General features: G+C 74.8%; 14 protein-coding genes. 12 read left to right on the top strand and 2 right to left on the bottom strand.

What is annotated here, in order from left to right:
• The first annotated feature begins 45 nt into the window (after positions 1 to 45).
• The 8 genes from HLV61_RS03665 to HLV61_RS03630 are packed head-to-tail and all read left to right on the top strand — an operon-like array spanning position 46 to position 7,008.
• Positions 46 to 894, top strand: a complete 849-nt coding sequence (locus tag HLV61_RS03665; RefSeq protein ID WP_369253030.1) for a helix-turn-helix transcriptional regulator — start codon at positions 46 to 48, stop codon at positions 892 to 894.
• Positions 891 to 2,333: a Fe-S cluster assembly protein SufB gene (gene sufB / locus HLV61_RS03660; RefSeq protein ID WP_369253029.1), complete on the top strand. Its 1,443-nt coding sequence runs from the start codon at positions 891 to 893 to the stop codon at positions 2,331 to 2,333. Before HLV61_RS03665 ends, sufB begins: the two co-directional genes overlap by 4 nt.
• A complete protein-coding gene (gene sufD, locus HLV61_RS03655; protein WP_369253028.1) occupies positions 2,333 to 3,667 on the top strand; it encodes a Fe-S cluster assembly protein SufD in 1,335 nt (444 codons plus the stop codon). Before sufB ends, sufD begins: the two co-directional genes overlap by 1 nt.
• A gap of 2 nt (positions 3,668 to 3,669) precedes the next feature.
• Positions 3,670 to 4,023 carry a non-heme iron oxygenase ferredoxin subunit gene (locus tag HLV61_RS03650; protein ID WP_369253027.1) on the top strand — a complete coding sequence of 118 codons (354 nt, stop codon included), beginning with the start codon at positions 3,670 to 3,672 and terminating at the stop codon, positions 4,021 to 4,023.
• Positions 4,024 to 4,038: 15 nt separating this feature from the next.
• Positions 4,039 to 4,842 carry a Fe-S cluster assembly ATPase SufC gene (sufC, locus tag HLV61_RS03645; protein ID WP_369253026.1) on the top strand — a complete coding sequence of 268 codons (804 nt, stop codon included), beginning with the start codon at positions 4,039 to 4,041 and terminating at the stop codon, positions 4,840 to 4,842.
• Complete coding sequence (locus tag HLV61_RS03640; RefSeq protein ID WP_369253025.1) at positions 4,839 to 6,170, top strand: cysteine desulfurase; 1,332 nt, start codon at positions 4,839 to 4,841, stop codon at positions 6,168 to 6,170. Before sufC ends, HLV61_RS03640 begins: the two co-directional genes overlap by 4 nt.
• Positions 6,170 to 6,637 (top strand): Fe-S cluster assembly sulfur transfer protein SufU, encoded by a 468-nt coding sequence (sufU, locus tag HLV61_RS03635; protein ID WP_369253024.1) that lies wholly within the window; start codon positions 6,170 to 6,172, stop codon positions 6,635 to 6,637. The genes HLV61_RS03640 and sufU overlap by 1 nt, the downstream gene beginning before the upstream one ends.
• The gene (locus tag HLV61_RS03630; protein ID WP_369253023.1) at positions 6,634 to 7,008 is read left to right on the top strand and encodes a metal-sulfur cluster assembly factor; all 375 of its coding nucleotides are present in this window, start codon (positions 6,634 to 6,636) and stop codon (positions 7,006 to 7,008) included. The genes sufU and HLV61_RS03630 overlap by 4 nt, the downstream gene beginning before the upstream one ends.
• A gap of 99 nt (positions 7,009 to 7,107) precedes the next feature.
• On the opposite strand, the gene HLV61_RS03625 is transcribed toward HLV61_RS03630, so the two are convergent.
• Positions 7,108 to 8,946: an SCO7613 C-terminal domain-containing membrane protein gene (locus HLV61_RS03625; RefSeq protein ID WP_369253022.1), complete on the bottom strand. Its 1,839-nt coding sequence runs from the start codon at positions 8,944 to 8,946 to the stop codon at positions 7,108 to 7,110.
• Positions 8,947 to 8,991: 45 nt separating this feature from the next.
• Positions 8,992 to 11,106, bottom strand: coding sequence for an SCO7613 C-terminal domain-containing membrane protein (locus HLV61_RS03620; RefSeq protein ID WP_369253021.1), 2,115 nt, complete (start codon positions 11,104 to 11,106; stop codon positions 8,992 to 8,994).
• A 131-nt stretch (positions 11,107 to 11,237) separates the two neighbouring features.
• Between HLV61_RS03620 and HLV61_RS03615 the strand changes: the two genes are divergently transcribed.
• The 4 genes from HLV61_RS03615 (at position 11,238) to HLV61_RS03600 (ending at position 15,980) form a co-directional block, all read left to right on the top strand.
• Positions 11,238 to 12,839 carry an ABC-F family ATP-binding cassette domain-containing protein gene (locus tag HLV61_RS03615; protein ID WP_369253020.1) on the top strand — a complete coding sequence of 534 codons (1,602 nt, stop codon included), beginning with the start codon at positions 11,238 to 11,240 and terminating at the stop codon, positions 12,837 to 12,839.
• A 174-nt stretch (positions 12,840 to 13,013) separates the two neighbouring features.
• A complete protein-coding gene (locus HLV61_RS03610; protein ID WP_093578674.1) occupies positions 13,014 to 13,241 on the top strand; it encodes a helix-turn-helix domain-containing protein in 228 nt (75 codons plus the stop codon).
• Complete coding sequence (locus tag HLV61_RS03605; RefSeq protein ID WP_369253019.1) at positions 13,238 to 14,011, top strand: enoyl-CoA hydratase/isomerase family protein; 774 nt, start codon at positions 13,238 to 13,240, stop codon at positions 14,009 to 14,011. Before HLV61_RS03610 ends, HLV61_RS03605 begins: the two co-directional genes overlap by 4 nt.
• 76 nt (positions 14,012 to 14,087) lie before the next feature.
• Complete coding sequence (locus tag HLV61_RS03600; RefSeq protein ID WP_369253018.1) at positions 14,088 to 15,980, top strand: ABC transporter ATP-binding protein; 1,893 nt, start codon at positions 14,088 to 14,090, stop codon at positions 15,978 to 15,980.
• The last annotated feature ends 17 nt before the right edge of the window (positions 15,981 to 15,997 follow it).

The following is a 15,997-nucleotide window of genomic DNA, read 5'->3' as shown; positions in this document are numbered from 1 at the left end:
GGACACAATCGTGTTGTGGAAAGCGGCGCAGGGCAGGTGGGGACGGTGCGGACCGACGACGTCCGCACCCGTGACCGCGTGACCTCGCTGCTGCTCGAGCACGGCCCGCAGACCGCCAGCGAGCTCGCCGGCCGGCTGGGCGTCAGCCCCGCCGCCGTCCGCCGCCACCTCGACGCGCTCGAGGCGCAGGGGCGGGTCGAGGAGCGCACGGCCGCGGGCGCCCAGCGGGGGAGGGGCCGGCCCGCCCGGCACTTCCACCTCACCGACGCCGGTCGCTCCGGCTTCGCCCACGCCTACGACGACCTCGCGCTCACCGCGCTGCGGTACGTCGCGGCCTCCGGCGGTCCCGACGCCGTCCGCGCCGTCGCCCAGGCCCAGCTGGCCGGCCTCGAGCAGCGCGCCTCCGACGCCGTGGCCCGCACGTCCGGTGCCCCCGTCGAGCGGGCCCAGGCGCTGGCCGAGGCGCTGACGGCCGAGGGCTACGCTGCCTCGGCCTCCGCGATCGCCAGCGGCGGGCAGCTGTGCCAGCACCACTGCCCCGTCGCCCACGTGGCGGCGGAGTTCCCGCAGCTGTGCGAGGCCGAGACGGCGGTGATCGGCCGGCTGGTGGGTACGCACGTACAGCGCCTGGCCACGATCGCCCACGGCGACGGCGTCTGCACCACCCACATCCCCGGGCCGCCGCACGCCGGCCCTGGGCACCTGCGGCCTCGTCCAGAGGCTCACCCCGAGCGTGCGAGGGGTGAGGGGGATGAGGTCCTTACTCACATGCGCGCGGGGAACAGAAGCACCTCCGCACGCCCTGTACCAGGTGAGCGAGCAGCGCGGGTCCCGCGCACCGCACCGTCCACCAGCACCACCCCCACGAACGACCGGGAGAGGACGCCCGCATGACCAGCACCCAGCAGCCGGTGACCGGCACGCCGCTGACGCAGGACGAGCAGATCGACCAGCTCGGCCGCTACCAGTACGGCTGGGCCGACGCCGACGTGGCCGGGTCCTCCGCCCGCCGCGGCCTGTCCGAGGACGTCGTCCGCGACATCTCGGCCCGCAAGGACGAGCCCGAGTGGATGCTCGAGCGGCGCCTCAAGGCGCTGAAGCTGTTCGGTCGCAAGCCCATGCCCGACTGGGGCTCGGACCTGTCCGGCATCGACTTCCAGAACATCAAGTACTTCGTGCGCTCCACCGAGGCCCAGGCGGCCTCGTGGGAGGACCTGCCCGACGACATCAAGAACACCTACGACCGGCTCGGCATCCCGGAGGCGGAGAAGCAGCGCCTGGTCTCCGGCGTCGCCGCCCAGTACGAGTCCGAGGTCGTCTACCACCAGATCCAGAAGGAGCTCGAGGACCAGGGCGTCGTCTTCCTGGACACCGACTCGGCCCTCAAGGAGCACCCGGAGATCTTCCAGGAGTACTTCGGCTCGGTGATCCCGTCCGGCGACAACAAGTTCGCCGCGCTGAACACCGCGGTGTGGTCGGGTGGCTCGTTCATCTACGTGCCGAAGGGCGTGCACGTCGACATCCCGCTGCAGGCCTACTTCCGGATCAACACCGAGAACATGGGCCAGTTCGAGCGGACGCTGATCATCGTCGACGAGGGCGCCTACGTGCACTACGTCGAGGGCTGCACCGCGCCGATCTACAAGTCGGACTCGCTGCACTCCGCGGTCGTCGAGATCATCGTCAAGAAGAACGCCCGCTGCCGGTACACGACCATCCAGAACTGGTCGAACAACGTCTACAACCTGGTCACCAAGCGGGCGATCGCCCACGAGGGCGCGACCATGGAGTGGGTCGACGGCAACCTCGGCTCCAAGGTCACCATGAAGTACCCGGCGGTCTGGATGACCGGCGAGCACGCCAAGGGCGAGGTCCTGTCCATCGCCTTCGCGGGCGAGGGGCAGCACCAGGACGCCGGCGCGAAGATGGTGCACGCGGCGCCCAACACCTCCTCGACGATCGTGTCGAAGTCGGTGGCGCGCGGCGGCGGCCGGACCTCCTACCGCGGCCTCGTGCAGATCGACGAGGGTGCGCACGGCTCGAAGTCGACGGTCAAGTGCGACGCCCTGCTGGTCGACGCGATCAGCCGGTCGGACACCTACCCCTACGTCGACGTCCGCGAGGACGACGTCGCCATGGGTCACGAGGCGACCGTCTCCCGGGTCAGTGAGGACCAGCTCTTCTACCTGATGAGCCGCGGCCTGTCCGAGGACGAGGCCATGGCGATGGTGGTCCGCGGGTTCGTCGAGCCGATCGCCCGCGAGCTGCCCATGGAGTACGCCCTCGAGCTGAACCGGCTCATCGAGCTGCAGATGGAAGGTGCCGTCGGCTGATGTCGGCAGAGAACAGCCCCAGCACCACCGGTCTCACCACCGAGTCGGCCGTCCTCGCCGGCGAGCTGTTCGGCGAGGGCGTCGGCACCCAGGCCGGCCCGCCGTCGGTCCCCGCGTCCGGCACCGGCACCGCCGGCGAGGCGACGCCCGGCTCGCACTCGCACGGCGGGCCGGCGCCGACCGGCTCGCCGGCCGAGCGGTTCACCTCGACCGACCCGGACGCCTTCGGCGTGCCCACCGGCCGCGAGGAGGCCTGGCGCTTCACCCCGATGCGCCGGATCCGCCCGCTGCTCGACGGCGCTCCCTCCGACGCGCACCTGACGTGGACGACCGACCTGCCCGAGGGCGTCGAGCTCGTCTCCGTCGACGCCGACGACCCGCTGCTCAAGGGCCTGCCCGAGCCGGTCGACCGGCTGGCCGCCCTCGCGCGGCAGCGCAGCGGCGGCGCCGCCGTCGTCCGCGTGGCGCGCGAGGCCCAGCTCGACCGCCCGGTCACCCTGGGCCTGGCCGGCACCGGGTCCGCCCCTGCCGCGGACATGCCCGTCGTGTGGGGCCAGCTGGTCGTCGAGGTCGGGCAGTTCGCGAAGGCGACCGTCGTCCTCGACCACACCGGCCTGGCCCGCTACGCCGGTGGCGTCGCCGTCCTCGTGGGCGACGGCGCGCAGGTGACCGTCGTGTCCGTCCAGGACTGGGCGCCCGGCACGGTGCACGGCGGCCAGTTCGACGCCGTCGTCGGCCGCGACGCGAGCTACAAGCAGGTCGTGGTCACCCTCGGCGGCGACCTCGTCCGGCTGGTGAGCAACGTCCAGTACGCCGGCCCCGGCGGGTCGGCGGAGCTGTTCGGCGTCTACTTCTCCGACGAGACGCAGCACCAGGAGCACCGCCTGTGGGTCGACCACGCGGTGCCCAACTGCACCAGCAACGTGCTCTACAAGGGCGCGCTGCAGGGCGAGGGCGCGCGCACGGTGTGGATCGGCGACGTCCGCATCCGCCCGGAGGCCACCGGCACCGACACCTACGAGCTCAACCGCAACCTGGTGCTCACCGACGGCGCTCGCGCCGACTCGGTGCCCAACCTGGAGATCGAGACCGGCGAGATCGTCGGCGCCGGCCACGCCAGCGCCACCGGCCGGTTGGACGACGAGCAGCTGTTCTACCTGTGCTCGCGTGGCATCGACGCCGAGACCGCCCGCCGCCTGGTGGTGCGCGGCTTCTTCGCCGACGTCGTCCAGCTCATCGGCATCGACGCGCTGCAGGACCGCCTGATGCAGTCCATCGAGGTGCGGCTCGGCGCCCTGCCCGGTCTGGACGAGCAGCCGGTCGAGGGGGCCTGACCATGGCCTTCGAGCGGGTCTGCGCCCTGTCCGACGTCCCCGAGGGCGGTGCCCTGCGCGTCGAGCTCGTCGACGTCGACGTCGCCGTCGTCCGCTACGAGGGCGAGGTCTACGCCCTGCAGGACCTCTGCTCGCACGCCGAGGTCCCGCTGTCGGAGGGCGACGTCGAGACCTTCGACGGCGCCCCGACCATCGAGTGCTGGCTGCACGGGTCCTGCTTCGACCTGCGCACCGGCGAGCCCACCAACCTGCCGGCCACCGAGCCGGTCGACGTCTACCCCGTACGCGTGCAGGGGGAGGCCGTGCTCGTCGACACCGAGTCCGACGGCCGCCTGCCCCTGGCGTCCGGCAACTGAGGAGCGAGAAGAGAAGTGTCCGTTCTGGAGATCCGCGACCTGCACGTCAGCGTGGGCGAGGGCGACGACGCCAAGGAGATCCTCCGCGGCGTCGACCTGACCGTCCGGTCGGGTGAGACCCACGCGATCATGGGGCCCAACGGGTCGGGCAAGTCCACCCTGGCCTACTCGATCGCCGGCCACCCGAAGTACACGATCACCGGCGGCACGGTGACGCTCGACGGCGAGGACGTCCTCGCGATGACCGTCGACGAGCGCGCCCGTGCCGGCCTGTTCCTGGCCATGCAGTACCCGGTCGAGGTCCCCGGCGTCTCGGTGTCGAACTTCCTGCGCACCGCCGCCACCGCGATCAAGGGCGAGGCCCCGAAGCTGCGCACCTGGGTCAAGGACGTCAAGACCGAGATGTCCGGTCTGGAGATGGACCCGGCGTTCGCCGAGCGCAACGTCAACGAGGGCTTCTCCGGCGGTGAGAAGAAGCGCCACGAGATCCTGCAGATGCGGCTGCTCAAGCCGAAGGTCGCGATCCTCGACGAGACCGACTCCGGCCTCGACGTCGACGCGCTGCGGGTCGTGTCCGAGGGCGTCAACCGCACCCGCGCGGAGGGGGAGGTCGGCGTCCTGCTGATCACGCACTACACGCGGATCCTGCGCTACATCCAGCCCGACTTCGTGCACGTGTTCGTCGCGGGCCGGGTCGTCGACGAGGGCGGCCCGGAGCTGGCGGCCAAGCTCGAGGACGAGGGCTACGCCGCCTACGTCAAGGACTCCAACGAGCAGGCGAGCGCCGAGAAGGCCGCCTCGGAGGTCGCATCCGCATGACCCAGACCGTCTCGCGTCCCGCTGCCGGGGCGCAGGAGCCGCCCCTGCCGCTGGACGTCGAGGCGATCCGGGCGGACTTCCCGATCCTGACCCGCACCGTGCGTGACGGGAAGCGGCTGGTCTACCTCGACTCCGGCGCCACCTCGCAGAAGCCGCGCAGCGTCCTCGACGCCGAGCGCGACTTCTACGAGAACCACAACGCCGCTCCGCACCGTGGCGCGCACCAGCTGGCCGAGGAGGCCACCGGCCTCTACGAGGCGGCCCGGGCGAAGATCGCGGAGTTCATCGGCGCCGCCGTCGAGGAGGTGGTGTTCACCCGCAACACCACCGACGCGATCAACACCGTCGCCTACGCGCTGTCCAACGCCGCCACGGCGAAGGAGCCCTCCTTCCGCCGGTACGCCGTCGGCCAGGGCGACGAGATCGTCGTGACCGAGATGGAGCACCACGCCAACCTGGTGCCCTGGCAGCAGCTGTGCGAGCGCACCGGCGCCACGCTGCGCTGGCTGGGCCTCACCGACGACGGCCGCCTGGACCTCTCCGACCTCGGCACCGTGGTCAACGAGCGGACCAGGTTGGTCGCGGTCACCCAGCAGTCGAACATCCTCGGCACGATCAACCCGCTCGGGGAGATCGTCGCCCGGGCGCACGAGGTCGGTGCCCTGGTGCTGGTCGACGGCGCGCAGTCCGTGCCGCACCAGCCGGTCGACGTCGCCACCCTCGGCGCGGACTTCCTGGTGTTCTCCGGGCACAAGATGCTCGGGCCCACCGGCGTCGGCGTGCTCTGGGGCCGCTACGAGGTGCTCGACGCGCTGCCGCCCTTCCTGACCGGCGGCTCGATGATCGAGGTCGTGCGGATGGAGGGCAGCACGTTCATGCCCCCGCCGCAGCGCTTCGAGGCCGGCGTGCCGATGACCGCGCAGGTGGTCGGACTCGGTGCCGCCGTCGAGTACCTGCAGGCCCTCGGCATGGACAGGGTGCAGGCGCACGAGGAGGCCCTCACCGGCTACGCCCTCGAGCAGCTGCAGGCCATCCCGGGCGTCACCGTGATCGGCCCGCCCGACACCGTCGCGCGTGGGGGAGCGGTCTCCTTCACCGTGGACGGCATCCACCCGCACGACGTCGGGCAGGTCCTCGACGACCTCGGCGTCGCTGTCCGGGTGGGCCACCACTGCGCCTGGCCGGTCGTCCGGCGCTACGGCGTCCCGGCGACCACGCGGGCCACGTTCTACGTGCACACCGGCTACGACGACGTCGACGCGCTCGTGGAAGGTGTGCGGGCCGCGCAGCGTTTCTTCGGAGTGACGCCCGAGGAGGCCACCGCCTGATGCAGCTGCAGTCGATGTACCAGGACATCATCCTGGACCACTACCGCAACCCCCACGGCCGCGGACTGCGCGACCCGTTCGACGCCGAGGTGCACCACGTCAACCCGACCTGCGGGGACGAGGTCACCCTGCGGGTGCACCTGGACGGCGAGACGATCGCCGACGTCTCCTACGAGGGCATGGGCTGCTCGATCAGCCAGGCGTCGGTGTCGGCGATGTACGACCTCGTCGTCGGCAGGTCGGTGACCGAGGCCCTGGGCACCGGCGAGCACTTCATGACACTCATGCAGAGCAAGGGCGACGCGTCGGTGGCCGAGCAGCTCGAGGACGAGCTGGAGGACGCCGTCGCCTTCGCCGGGGTCTCGAAGTACCCCGCCCGCATCAAGTGCGCGCTGATGAGCTGGATGGCACTCAAGGACGCCTCCGCCCGTGCGCTGGCGGCCACACCGACCGGAGGACAGGCATGAGCGAGACCACCGAGAACGAGACCCCGGCCGAGCTGCCGGCCTACAAGTCCGCGCTGCTCGAGGACCTCGAGGAGGCCATGCGCGACGTCGTCGACCCCGAGCTCGGCGTCAACGTGGTCGACCTCGGCCTGGTCTACGGCATCGACGTCGACGAGCAGAACGTCGCCGTCCTGGACATGACGCTCACCTCGGCGGCCTGCCCGCTGACCGACGTCATCGAGGACCAGGCGCGCCAGGCGCTCACCGGCGGCCCCGGCCCCGGCCTGGTCGACGACATCCGGATCAACTGGGTCTGGATGCCGCCGTGGGGCCCGGACAAGATCACCGACGACGGGCGCGAGCAGCTGCGCGCGCTCGGCTTCCGGGTCTGACCGCGACCTCCTGACCCGTCCGGCCGGCGGGCACGTCCCGGCCGCCGGCACGACCGTGCTGCCCGCGCCCTCCGGGGCGCGGGCAGTCGCCGTCGGGGGTCAGCGCAGCTCGGCCAGGCGGGCACCGGAACCGGCGACCGGCCGCAGCTCCCGGCGGGCGCCCAGCGCCAGCAGGCCCGTGCCGACGACGAGGACCGCGGCCAGCGGCAGCGGCAGCGCCGTGACCGCCAGCCCGGCCGTGAGCGTGACCGCGGTGACCGCGCCCGTGAGCAGCGGCGCCCGGACCGCCGTGCGGGCGCCGAGCGCCATCGCCGCGGCCGCGGCGAGCAGCACGAGCGCCGGGCGCAGCGCACCGGGTTGCAGCACCGCGGCGACCGTCGACGGTGCCGCGGCGGCGGCCAGGCCCGGGCCCCACGCCGGCCAGGACGGCCCGTCGAGCAGCCGCGGTCCGGCAGCGACCAGCAGCGCGGCGGCGGCGGGCAGGCTCCACGCCTCGACCACGGTCGTCCCGGCCAGCGCGGCCGCCGTCCAGCCCGCCGCGCCGAGCTCCGCCGCGCCGGTGCGCCACGCGGCAGCCTCCTCGGGGGACTCGTCCCGCCCGCGGGCGAGCACCGCTCCCCAGCCGCAGCACAGCAGGCCCTGGACGGCGAGGTGCAGGGCCAGCTGATCCCAGGCGCCGTCCAGCGCGAGCACGACGAGCGCCGCGCCGGCGCACACGGCCCCGACGGTGCCGGTGGGGGCGCGGAGGTCGGCGGCGATCCCGGGCCGGGCGGCCAGCGTGAGGGCGAACAGCCCGGTGAGCACCGCCGCGGCCGCAGCGGGCGGGAGCAGCCCCGCGGGGACCGACAGCACCGCCGCCCCGGCGAGGCAGCCGCCCGCCGCCGGGACCGCGTCGGGCCGCTCGTCGCGCCGGACCGCCGCCACCCCGGCCGCGGGCAGTGCCGTGAGCACCAGCAGCGTCACCAGCGCCGGCCAGCGGGCGGTGGCGACCAGCTGGGCGACCGCGAGGACCACCAGGACGATCCCGGCAGCGGAGGCGGCCGGCAGCAGCAGCCCCCGTCGCCAGCCGGTCAGCAGGGCCGCGGCGGTGCTCGCCAGCAGCACGCCGAGCCAGCCGGCGAGGGGCAGCGAGACGGGACCGCCGGGAGACAGCGCCGCGCCGACCGCGCCCCCGGCCACGAGCCCGGCGACCACGGGCACCAGCCGGGGCGGCCCGAGCAGCGGGTCGACGGCGCGGTCCAGGCGCACCGGCAGCAGGGCCGCGGCGACCGCGACGGTGAGCCCGGCCGACAGCCAGCGGACCGGCCCCTCGGCGGTGGCGGCGGTCAGCAGCCCCCCGACGACGCCGGTCACGAGCCACGGTGCGGTGGTGAGCAGCACGACGCGGGCCAGCGCCCGGCGCGTGCCGAGGACGAGCGCCAGCCCGGTCAGCGCGACGCCGAGCAGCAGGACGGTGCGCGGCACGCCGGCGGGCACCACCGCCAGCCACCGCAGCGCGGCGACCTGCAGTGCTCCCCACGCCCCCAGCGGCCAGCTCAGCGGGGAGGGCAGCAGCACCCGGACGCTGACCAGGACCCCGGCCAGCCCCAGCGCCGGCAGCGGACCGCCGCCCAGCGGAGGGCTCCCGGTGGCCACGCTGGTCAGGGCGAGCGCCGCGGCGGCCGCCGCGCACGCCTCCTCGGTGTTCCCCAGTCCCGCCCGCGCCGCCCACGCCGAGGCACACCCGGCGACCAGGGCGCCCAGCAGCACCCCGATCCGGGCGGTGTTCCCGCCCAGGGAGGGCCCGACCAGCGCCACGGCGACCAGCAGCACGACGCCGACGGCCAGCAGCACCTGCGGCGGCCGGATGCGCGCGGGCAGCGAGGGCAGCGGAGCCGGCTCGACGGCGGCCACCGGCGGGCTCGCGTACGGGAGCGGGGGCACCGGCGCGCTGGTCATCGCCGTCCCCCCTCGCCCGCCCGTCGGGCTCCACGCTAGGGGCGGTCAGCGCATCTGCGCGACCCAGGCCACGGCCTCGCGCGCCTGCTGGCGGCGGCGCTCGTAGGTGGCGCCGACGACGAGCAGCACCAGGCCGGCGGTGGCCAGCGTGACCCAGCGCGGGACGAGCGGGGCATAGGGCGCCAGGCGGCCCAGCACGACCAGCAGCAGCGCACCCGCCCCGACGACGAACGGCGCCTGCCGGTGGGTCAACGTGCCGGCCACGGCGAGCGCCGCGGCCGCGGCGACCACGACGACCAGGCGCGCCGCCGTCGGCTCGGCGACCACGACGACGGCCGACGGCAGCAGCGCGACCGCCAGCCCGGGACCCTCCGCGGCCCAGGACGCCGCGCCCGCGCGCAGCGCCGGGACGGCCAGCAGGAGCAGTCCCGCGGCGGCCGGGAGCGAGTAGACCTCCGGCGTGCGGACGTCGGCACCCGCCGCGGCGATCCACCCGGCGAGCACCAGGTCGGCGACCGCGAGGACCGCCACCGGCCGCCGGCGGGCGACCAGGGCGTAGCAGCCGGCCGCCGCGCCGACGACCGCCAGGCCGACGGCCGTCTGACCCCACGCGCCGACGTCCGCGGCGACCCCGCCGGCGACGAGCCCGCCGAGCGTCCCGGGGACCGCCGCGGCGAACTCCTCCGGCGTCCCGGCGCGCAGCGCGGCCACCGCGAACGCCGTGGCCCCGGTGAGCGCGAGCAGCAGGGCAGCGGGGACGGGGTCGAGCAGCCGGCCCTCCAGCGCCACCAGCACCGCCAGCCCGGGCGCGCACAGCGCGGCCGCCGTGGCGGCCGGACGCACCTGCGGGCGCAGGACCGCGGCGAGGACCGCCGGCACGGCCGCGGTGAGCACCAGCGTCGCCAGCGGGCCGTCGCGTCCGTCCGCGTCGAGCACCGTCGCGCCCGCGCCGGCCAGGACGGCGCCGGCGGCGAGCACCGCGACGAGGGCCGGTCCGGCCACCCGGGGTGCCGCCGCCGCGGTCAGGAGCAGCAGGCCCAGCCCGGCCGCCCCGACGGTCCCGCCGACGCCGAGGCCGGCCATCGACCCGGCCAGGGCCAGGGCGACGACGCCCGCCACGGCGGCCGAGGCGGTGCGGCGCTCCGGCAACCGGGGGGCCAGTCGCGGCTCGCGCAGCAGCACCGCCGCACCGGCCGCCGCCGCGGCGAGGACGGCGGTCGCGCCCCAGCCGTCGACCGCACCGCCTCCCCAGGCCAGCGGCACGCCCAGCAGCACGCCGGCCGCCCCGGTCAGCCCGCCCAGGACCAGGGCCACCCGGTGCAGGAGCCGGCGCAGCACCAGCAGCACGAGGACGTCGACCAGCGCGGTGCCGAGCAGCACGGCCACACCGGCGACGCCGTCGGCCAGGCCGGCGGGCAGCAGCAGCCAGCCGGCCGGCTGCGCGGCGAGCAGGGCGGCCAGCGGCCAGGTGACGGTGCTGCGGGTGAGGCGTCCCAGGCCCAGCGCGACGGCGGCGGTGACCGCGCAGGACACGCCCGCCCACAGTCGGCCGGGGACGGCGTCGGCGCCCCACAGGCCGAGCGCGTGCGCGGCGGCGAGGTCGACGGCCAGCAGCGCGGCGCCGGCCGCGGCCAGGGCCTCCTCGGTCGCCCGCAGGCCGCGCCGGGCGCTCCACGCGGAGGTGGCGCACGCCGCGGCGGTGACGGTGGCCATGACCGCGGCCTGGAAGGTCACGCCCAGCCGGGTCCACGCGACCGCCACGAAGGCGACGGCCGCGGCGACGACGAGCAGCGCGCCCAGGCCCAGGAGCACCTGCTGCGGACTGAGCCGCCGGCGCGGTGCCGGCGGGAGCACGGGCGCGGCCGGAGGGGGCGGCGGTGCAGGGGACCAGGCGGGCGGAGGGGCGGACGCGGGAGCCGGCGCGTACGCCGGTGCGGGTGCGGGAGCCTGCGCCGGTGCCGCACCCGGGGCCGCGGCGCGCAGCGTGGCCACCAGGGCGTCCCGGTCGCGGGAGAACGCGTCGATCGTCGCCCCGATCCGGGCCACCACCGTGGCGGCCTGCGCGACGGCGGGCAGACCGCAGGTGGCGCAGCGTGCGGGGGCCGGTGCGGCCGGTGTCCCGCAGACGGGGCAGGGCAGACCCCAGGTCGGCGTGCTCATGGCCCGGATGGTGACGTGCGGCGGGCGGCAGCGGTACCGGTCTCGTCCGGACTGGGGACACGGCGGGCTGCTGTGGACATCACCCGGCAACCCGCTCGGGTTCCGGCCGCGGAGCGCCTACCCTGGGATCAGTGATCACGACGACCGGCCTCGAGCTGCGCGCCGGCGCCCGCATCCTCCTCGGCGACGTCACCCTGCGCGTGCAGGCGGGTGACCGCATCGGTCTGGTCGGGCGCAACGGCGCCGGCAAGACCACCACGCTCACCACGCTCGCCGGTGAGCGCCTGCCGCACGCCGGCACGGTGGAGGTGACCGGCGAGATCGGGTACCTCCCGCAGGACCCGCGCAGCGGCGACCTCGACGTCTCCGCCAGCGACCGCGTGCTCTCCGGCCGCGGCCTCGACGTCCTCAGGGCGAAGCTGGTCAAGGCGCAGGTGGCCATGGCCGAGCCCGCCGACGACGCCGAGCGCGACCGCGCCGTCCGCCGGTACGGGCGCCTGGAGGACCAGTTCGCCGCGCTCGGCGGGTACGCCGCCGAGAGCGACGCCGCCCGCATCTGCACCGCCCTCGGCCTGCCCGACCGGGTCATGGGCCAGCCGCTGCGGACGCTGTCGGGTGGCCAGCGGCGCCGGGTCGAGCTCGCCCGCATCCTGTTCTCCGACGCCGAGACGCTGCTGCTCGACGAGCCCACCAACCACCTCGACGCCGACTCGATCACCTGGCTGAAGACCTTCCTGGCCTCGCACAGGGGCGGCCTGGTGGTCATCAGCCACGACGTCGAGCTGCTCGGCGCCGTCGTGAACAAGGTGTGGCACCTCGACGCCAACCGCGCCGTCGTCGACGTCTACAACCTCGGCTGGAAGGCCTACCTGCAGCAGCGCGAGACCGACGAGCGCCGCCGCCGACAGGAGCGGGCCAACACCGAGCGCAAGATCGACGCGCTGACCTCGCAGGCGGACAAGATGCGCGCCAAGGCCACCAAGGCCAGGGCCGCGCAGAGCATGGACAAGCGCGCCGCGCGGCTGGCCGCCGGCCTCGACGAGGTGCGCGTGCAGGACCGGGTCGCCAAGCTCCGGTTCCCCACCCCGGCGCCGTGCGGGCGGACGCCGCTCACCGCCGAGGGCCTGTCGAAGAGCTACGGCTCGCTCGAGGTGTTCACCGACGTCGACCTCGCCGTCGACCGGGGCGCACGCGTCGTCGTCCTGGGCCTCAACGGCGCCGGGAAGACGACGCTGCTGCGGATGCTGGCCGGCACCGAGGTGCCCGACACCGGCGAGGTGCTGCCCGGCCACGGGCTGCGGATCGGCTACTACGCGCAGGAGCACGAGACGCTCGACCACGACCGCTCGCTGCTGGAGAACATGCGGGCCGCCGCGCCGCAGAGCACCGACACCGAGCTGCGGCGGATCCTCGGCGCCTTCCTCTTCTCCGGCGACGCCGCCGACCAGCGTGCCGGCACCCTCTCCGGCGGTGAGAAGACGCGGCTGGCGATGGCCACGCTGGTCGTCTCCGGCGCCAACGTGCTGCTGCTCGACGAGCCGACCAACAACCTCGACCCGGCCAGCCGCGAGCAGGTCCTCGACGCGCTGCGCACCTACGGCGGCGCGATCGTGCTGGTCACGCACGACGAGGGCGCCGTCCGTGCCCTCGACCCGGACAAGGTGATCCTGCTGCCCGACGGCACCGAGGACGCCTGGAGCGAGGACCTCGCCGACCTCGTCGAGCTGGCCTGACAGCGGGTCGGCGTCAGCCGACCTGGCACTTTCCCGCTCGCGTGGCCGGGTGGCCCGGGCTGGGTGATCATCGACGCGGGAGGCCGGCGTCACGGGGACGGCGGCACCACGCGAGCCAGCACCCGATGGGCCGGCGACCCGCGCCGGCGCCGAGGGCTGCGACGGAGGGGAGTCATGGCCGACTCGAGCACGGACCTCGGCAAGGGCAAGCGCATCACCGGAGGGGACCGCACGTCCCTGGCCGACGAGCTGAAGAAGCGCTACGACGGCGGGGAGAGCATCCGGTCGCTGGCCACCTCGACGAACCGCTCCTACGGGTTCGTGCACCGGCTCCTGTCGGAGTCCGGTGCCACGCTCCGCAGTCGTGGTGGGGCCAACCGGAACAGCAAGAAGAGCGCGTGACGGCGGTCGACACCGACGGCTGGGTCCGGACCAGCCGCGACGGCGCCGTCCTGACCGTCACGCTCGACCGTCCCGACCAGCTCAACGCCCAGACGCCGGCGACCTGGACGGCGCTGAAGGCGGTCGGCGACTCGCTCGACGACGACGTCCGCGTGGTCGTGGTGCGGGGCGAGGGCCGGTCCTTCTCCGCGGGCCTGGACCGCAGCCTGTTCAGCGCCGACCCCGCGACCGCGGGCGGTCTCGGCCAGCTGGGGTCGATGCCGGCCGAGCAGGCCCAGGAGCGCATCCGGGAGTACCAGGCCGGGTTCCGCTGGCTGCGCGCGCCGGGGATCGTGTCGGTGGCCGCGGTGCAGGGCCACGCGATCGGCGCCGGCGCGCAGCTGGCGCTGGCCTGCGACCTGCGGGTGATGACCGAGGACGCCTCCCTGCGGCTGCCCGAGGCCACGCTCGGGCTCGTCCCCGACCTCACCGGCACGAGCAACCTGGCGGAGCTGGTCGGCCACGCGCGGGCGATGGAGGTCTGCGTGACCGGCCGTCCGGTGACCGCGGCGGAGGCACTGACGTGGGGCGTGGCCAACGCCGTCGTCCCGCCCGGGGACCTCGACGCGGCGGTGGCCACGCTGGTCGCCGCGCTCACCGCCCCGCCCGCCGGCGCGGTCCGCGAGACCGCGGCGCTGGTCCGCTCCGCCGTCCGGAACACCCCGGAGGCGCAGGACGCCGCCGAGCGGGCCGCCCAGGCACGGCGGCTGGCCGAGCTGACGGCCCGCTGAGGCGACCGGAACAGCGGGGGACCGGCGGCTGTTCTCGTTGCCGCCGGTCCCCGTCTCCGGCTGAGGAGGTCACCGCGTGAGCAGTCCCATGACCTCCATGGCGGCGATGCGCTCGTTCCGACGTGACCCCTCGGTCACCTCCCGCGAACTGCCCGAGGGGACGGTGCGCCGGATCCTCGGCATCGCCCGGCCCTACCGCCGCGAGCTGACGTCGTTCCTGCTGCTGGTCGTCGCGTCCTCGGTGATCGGCGTGATCACCCCGCTGCTGGCCGGCGACATCATCAACCGGATCGCCCGCCTCGACGGCACCGCCGGCGGCATCGTCCGGATCGCGCTGTTCATCGCCGGCCTCGCCGTCGTCGACGCCGGCATCTCGGTGGCCACCCGCTGGTACTCCGCGCGCATCGGCGAGGGCGTCATCTACGACCTGCGCGCCCGCGTGTTCGAGCACGTCCAGCGGATGCCGGTCGCCTTCTTCACCCGCACCCAGACCGGCGCGCTGGTCAGCCGCCTCAACAACGACGTCGTCGGCGCGCAGCAGGCCTTCACCTCGACCCTGTCCGGCGTCGTCTCCAACGTCATCGGCCTGGTGCTCACCGCAGGCGTCATGTTCTCGCTGTCGTGGCAGATCACGCTGCTCTCGCTGGTGATGGTGCCGCTGTTCGTGCTGCCCGCCCGCCGCATCGGCAAGCGGCTGCAGGAGATCACCCGGGAGTCCTACGGCCTCAACGCGTCGATGAACGCGTCGATGACCGAGCGGTTCAACGTCGCCGGCGCGCTGCTGGTCAAGCTGTTCGGCCGCCCCGAGGCCGAGGCCCAGAGCTTCCGCGGCCGGGCGGCGCGGGTCCGCGACATCGGCGTCCTGTCGGCCATGTACGGCCGCACGTTCTTCACCGCGCTCACGCTGGTGGCGGCGCTGGCCACCGCGCTCGTCTACGGCCTCGGCGGCTTCCTGGCCTTCGACGGGTCGCTCTCACCCGGCGACGTCGTCGCGCTGGCCCTGCTGCTGTCGCGGCTCTACGGCCCGCTGACGGCACTGTCCAACGTCCGGGTCGACGTCATGAGCGCCATGGTCAGCTTCGACCGCGTCTTCGAGGTGCTCGACCTGCCGCCGATGATCACCGAGGCCCCCGACGCGGTGCCGCTCCCGGCCGACGACCGGTCCATCGAGTTCGACTCCGTCTCCTTCAGCTACCCGGCGGCCGCGGACGTCTCGGTCGCCTCGCTCGAGGACGTGTCGCTGCCCGAGCACGGCGGGCCGACCGCGGTGCTGCACGACGTGTCCTTCCGGGTCGAGCCCGGGCACCTGGTGGCCCTCGTCGGGCACTCCGGGGCCGGCAAGTCGACGATCGTCAACCTCGTGCCGCGGCTCTACGACGTCACCGCCGGGGCCGTGCGCATCGGCGGGGTCGACGTGCGGCAGGCGACGCTGGCCTCGCTGCGCGACACGATCGGCGTCGTCAGCCAGGACGCGCACATGTTCCACGACACCATCCGCGCCAACCTGCTCTACGCCCGCCCCGAGGCCACCGAGGAGCAGTTGTGGGCGGCGCTGACCGGCGCACGGATCGCGGCGCTGATCGCCTCGCTGCCCGACGGCCTCGACACCGTGGTCGGCGACCGCGGCCACCGGCTCTCCGGCGGGGAGAAGCAGCGGCTGGCCATCGCGCGGGTGCTGCTCAAGGCGCCGGGGATCGTCATCCTCGACGAGGCGACCGCGCACCTCGACAGCGAGTCCGAGGTGGCCGTGCAGCACGCGCTGGACACCGCGCTGGCGGGCCGGACGTCGCTGGTCATCGCCCACCGGCTGTCCACGATCCGCAGCGCCGACCAGATCCTCGTCGTCGACGGCGGTCGCATCGTGGAGTCGGGCACTCACGAGCAGTTGCTGGCGCTCGGGCAGCGCTACGCCGACCTCTACCGGACCCAGTTCGCCGACGGCGAGCGTCGGACGGTCGGTGCGGCGTAGCAACTAGCGTTCCTCCT

The sequence above is a fragment of the Geodermatophilus amargosae genome (genome assembly GCF_041028265.1).
Lineage (GTDB): Bacteria > Actinomycetota > Actinomycetes > Mycobacteriales > Geodermatophilaceae > Geodermatophilus > Geodermatophilus amargosae_A.
The sequence above is the reverse complement of the archived record's forward strand: the minus strand, read 5'-3'. Positions and strand labels throughout refer to the sequence as shown.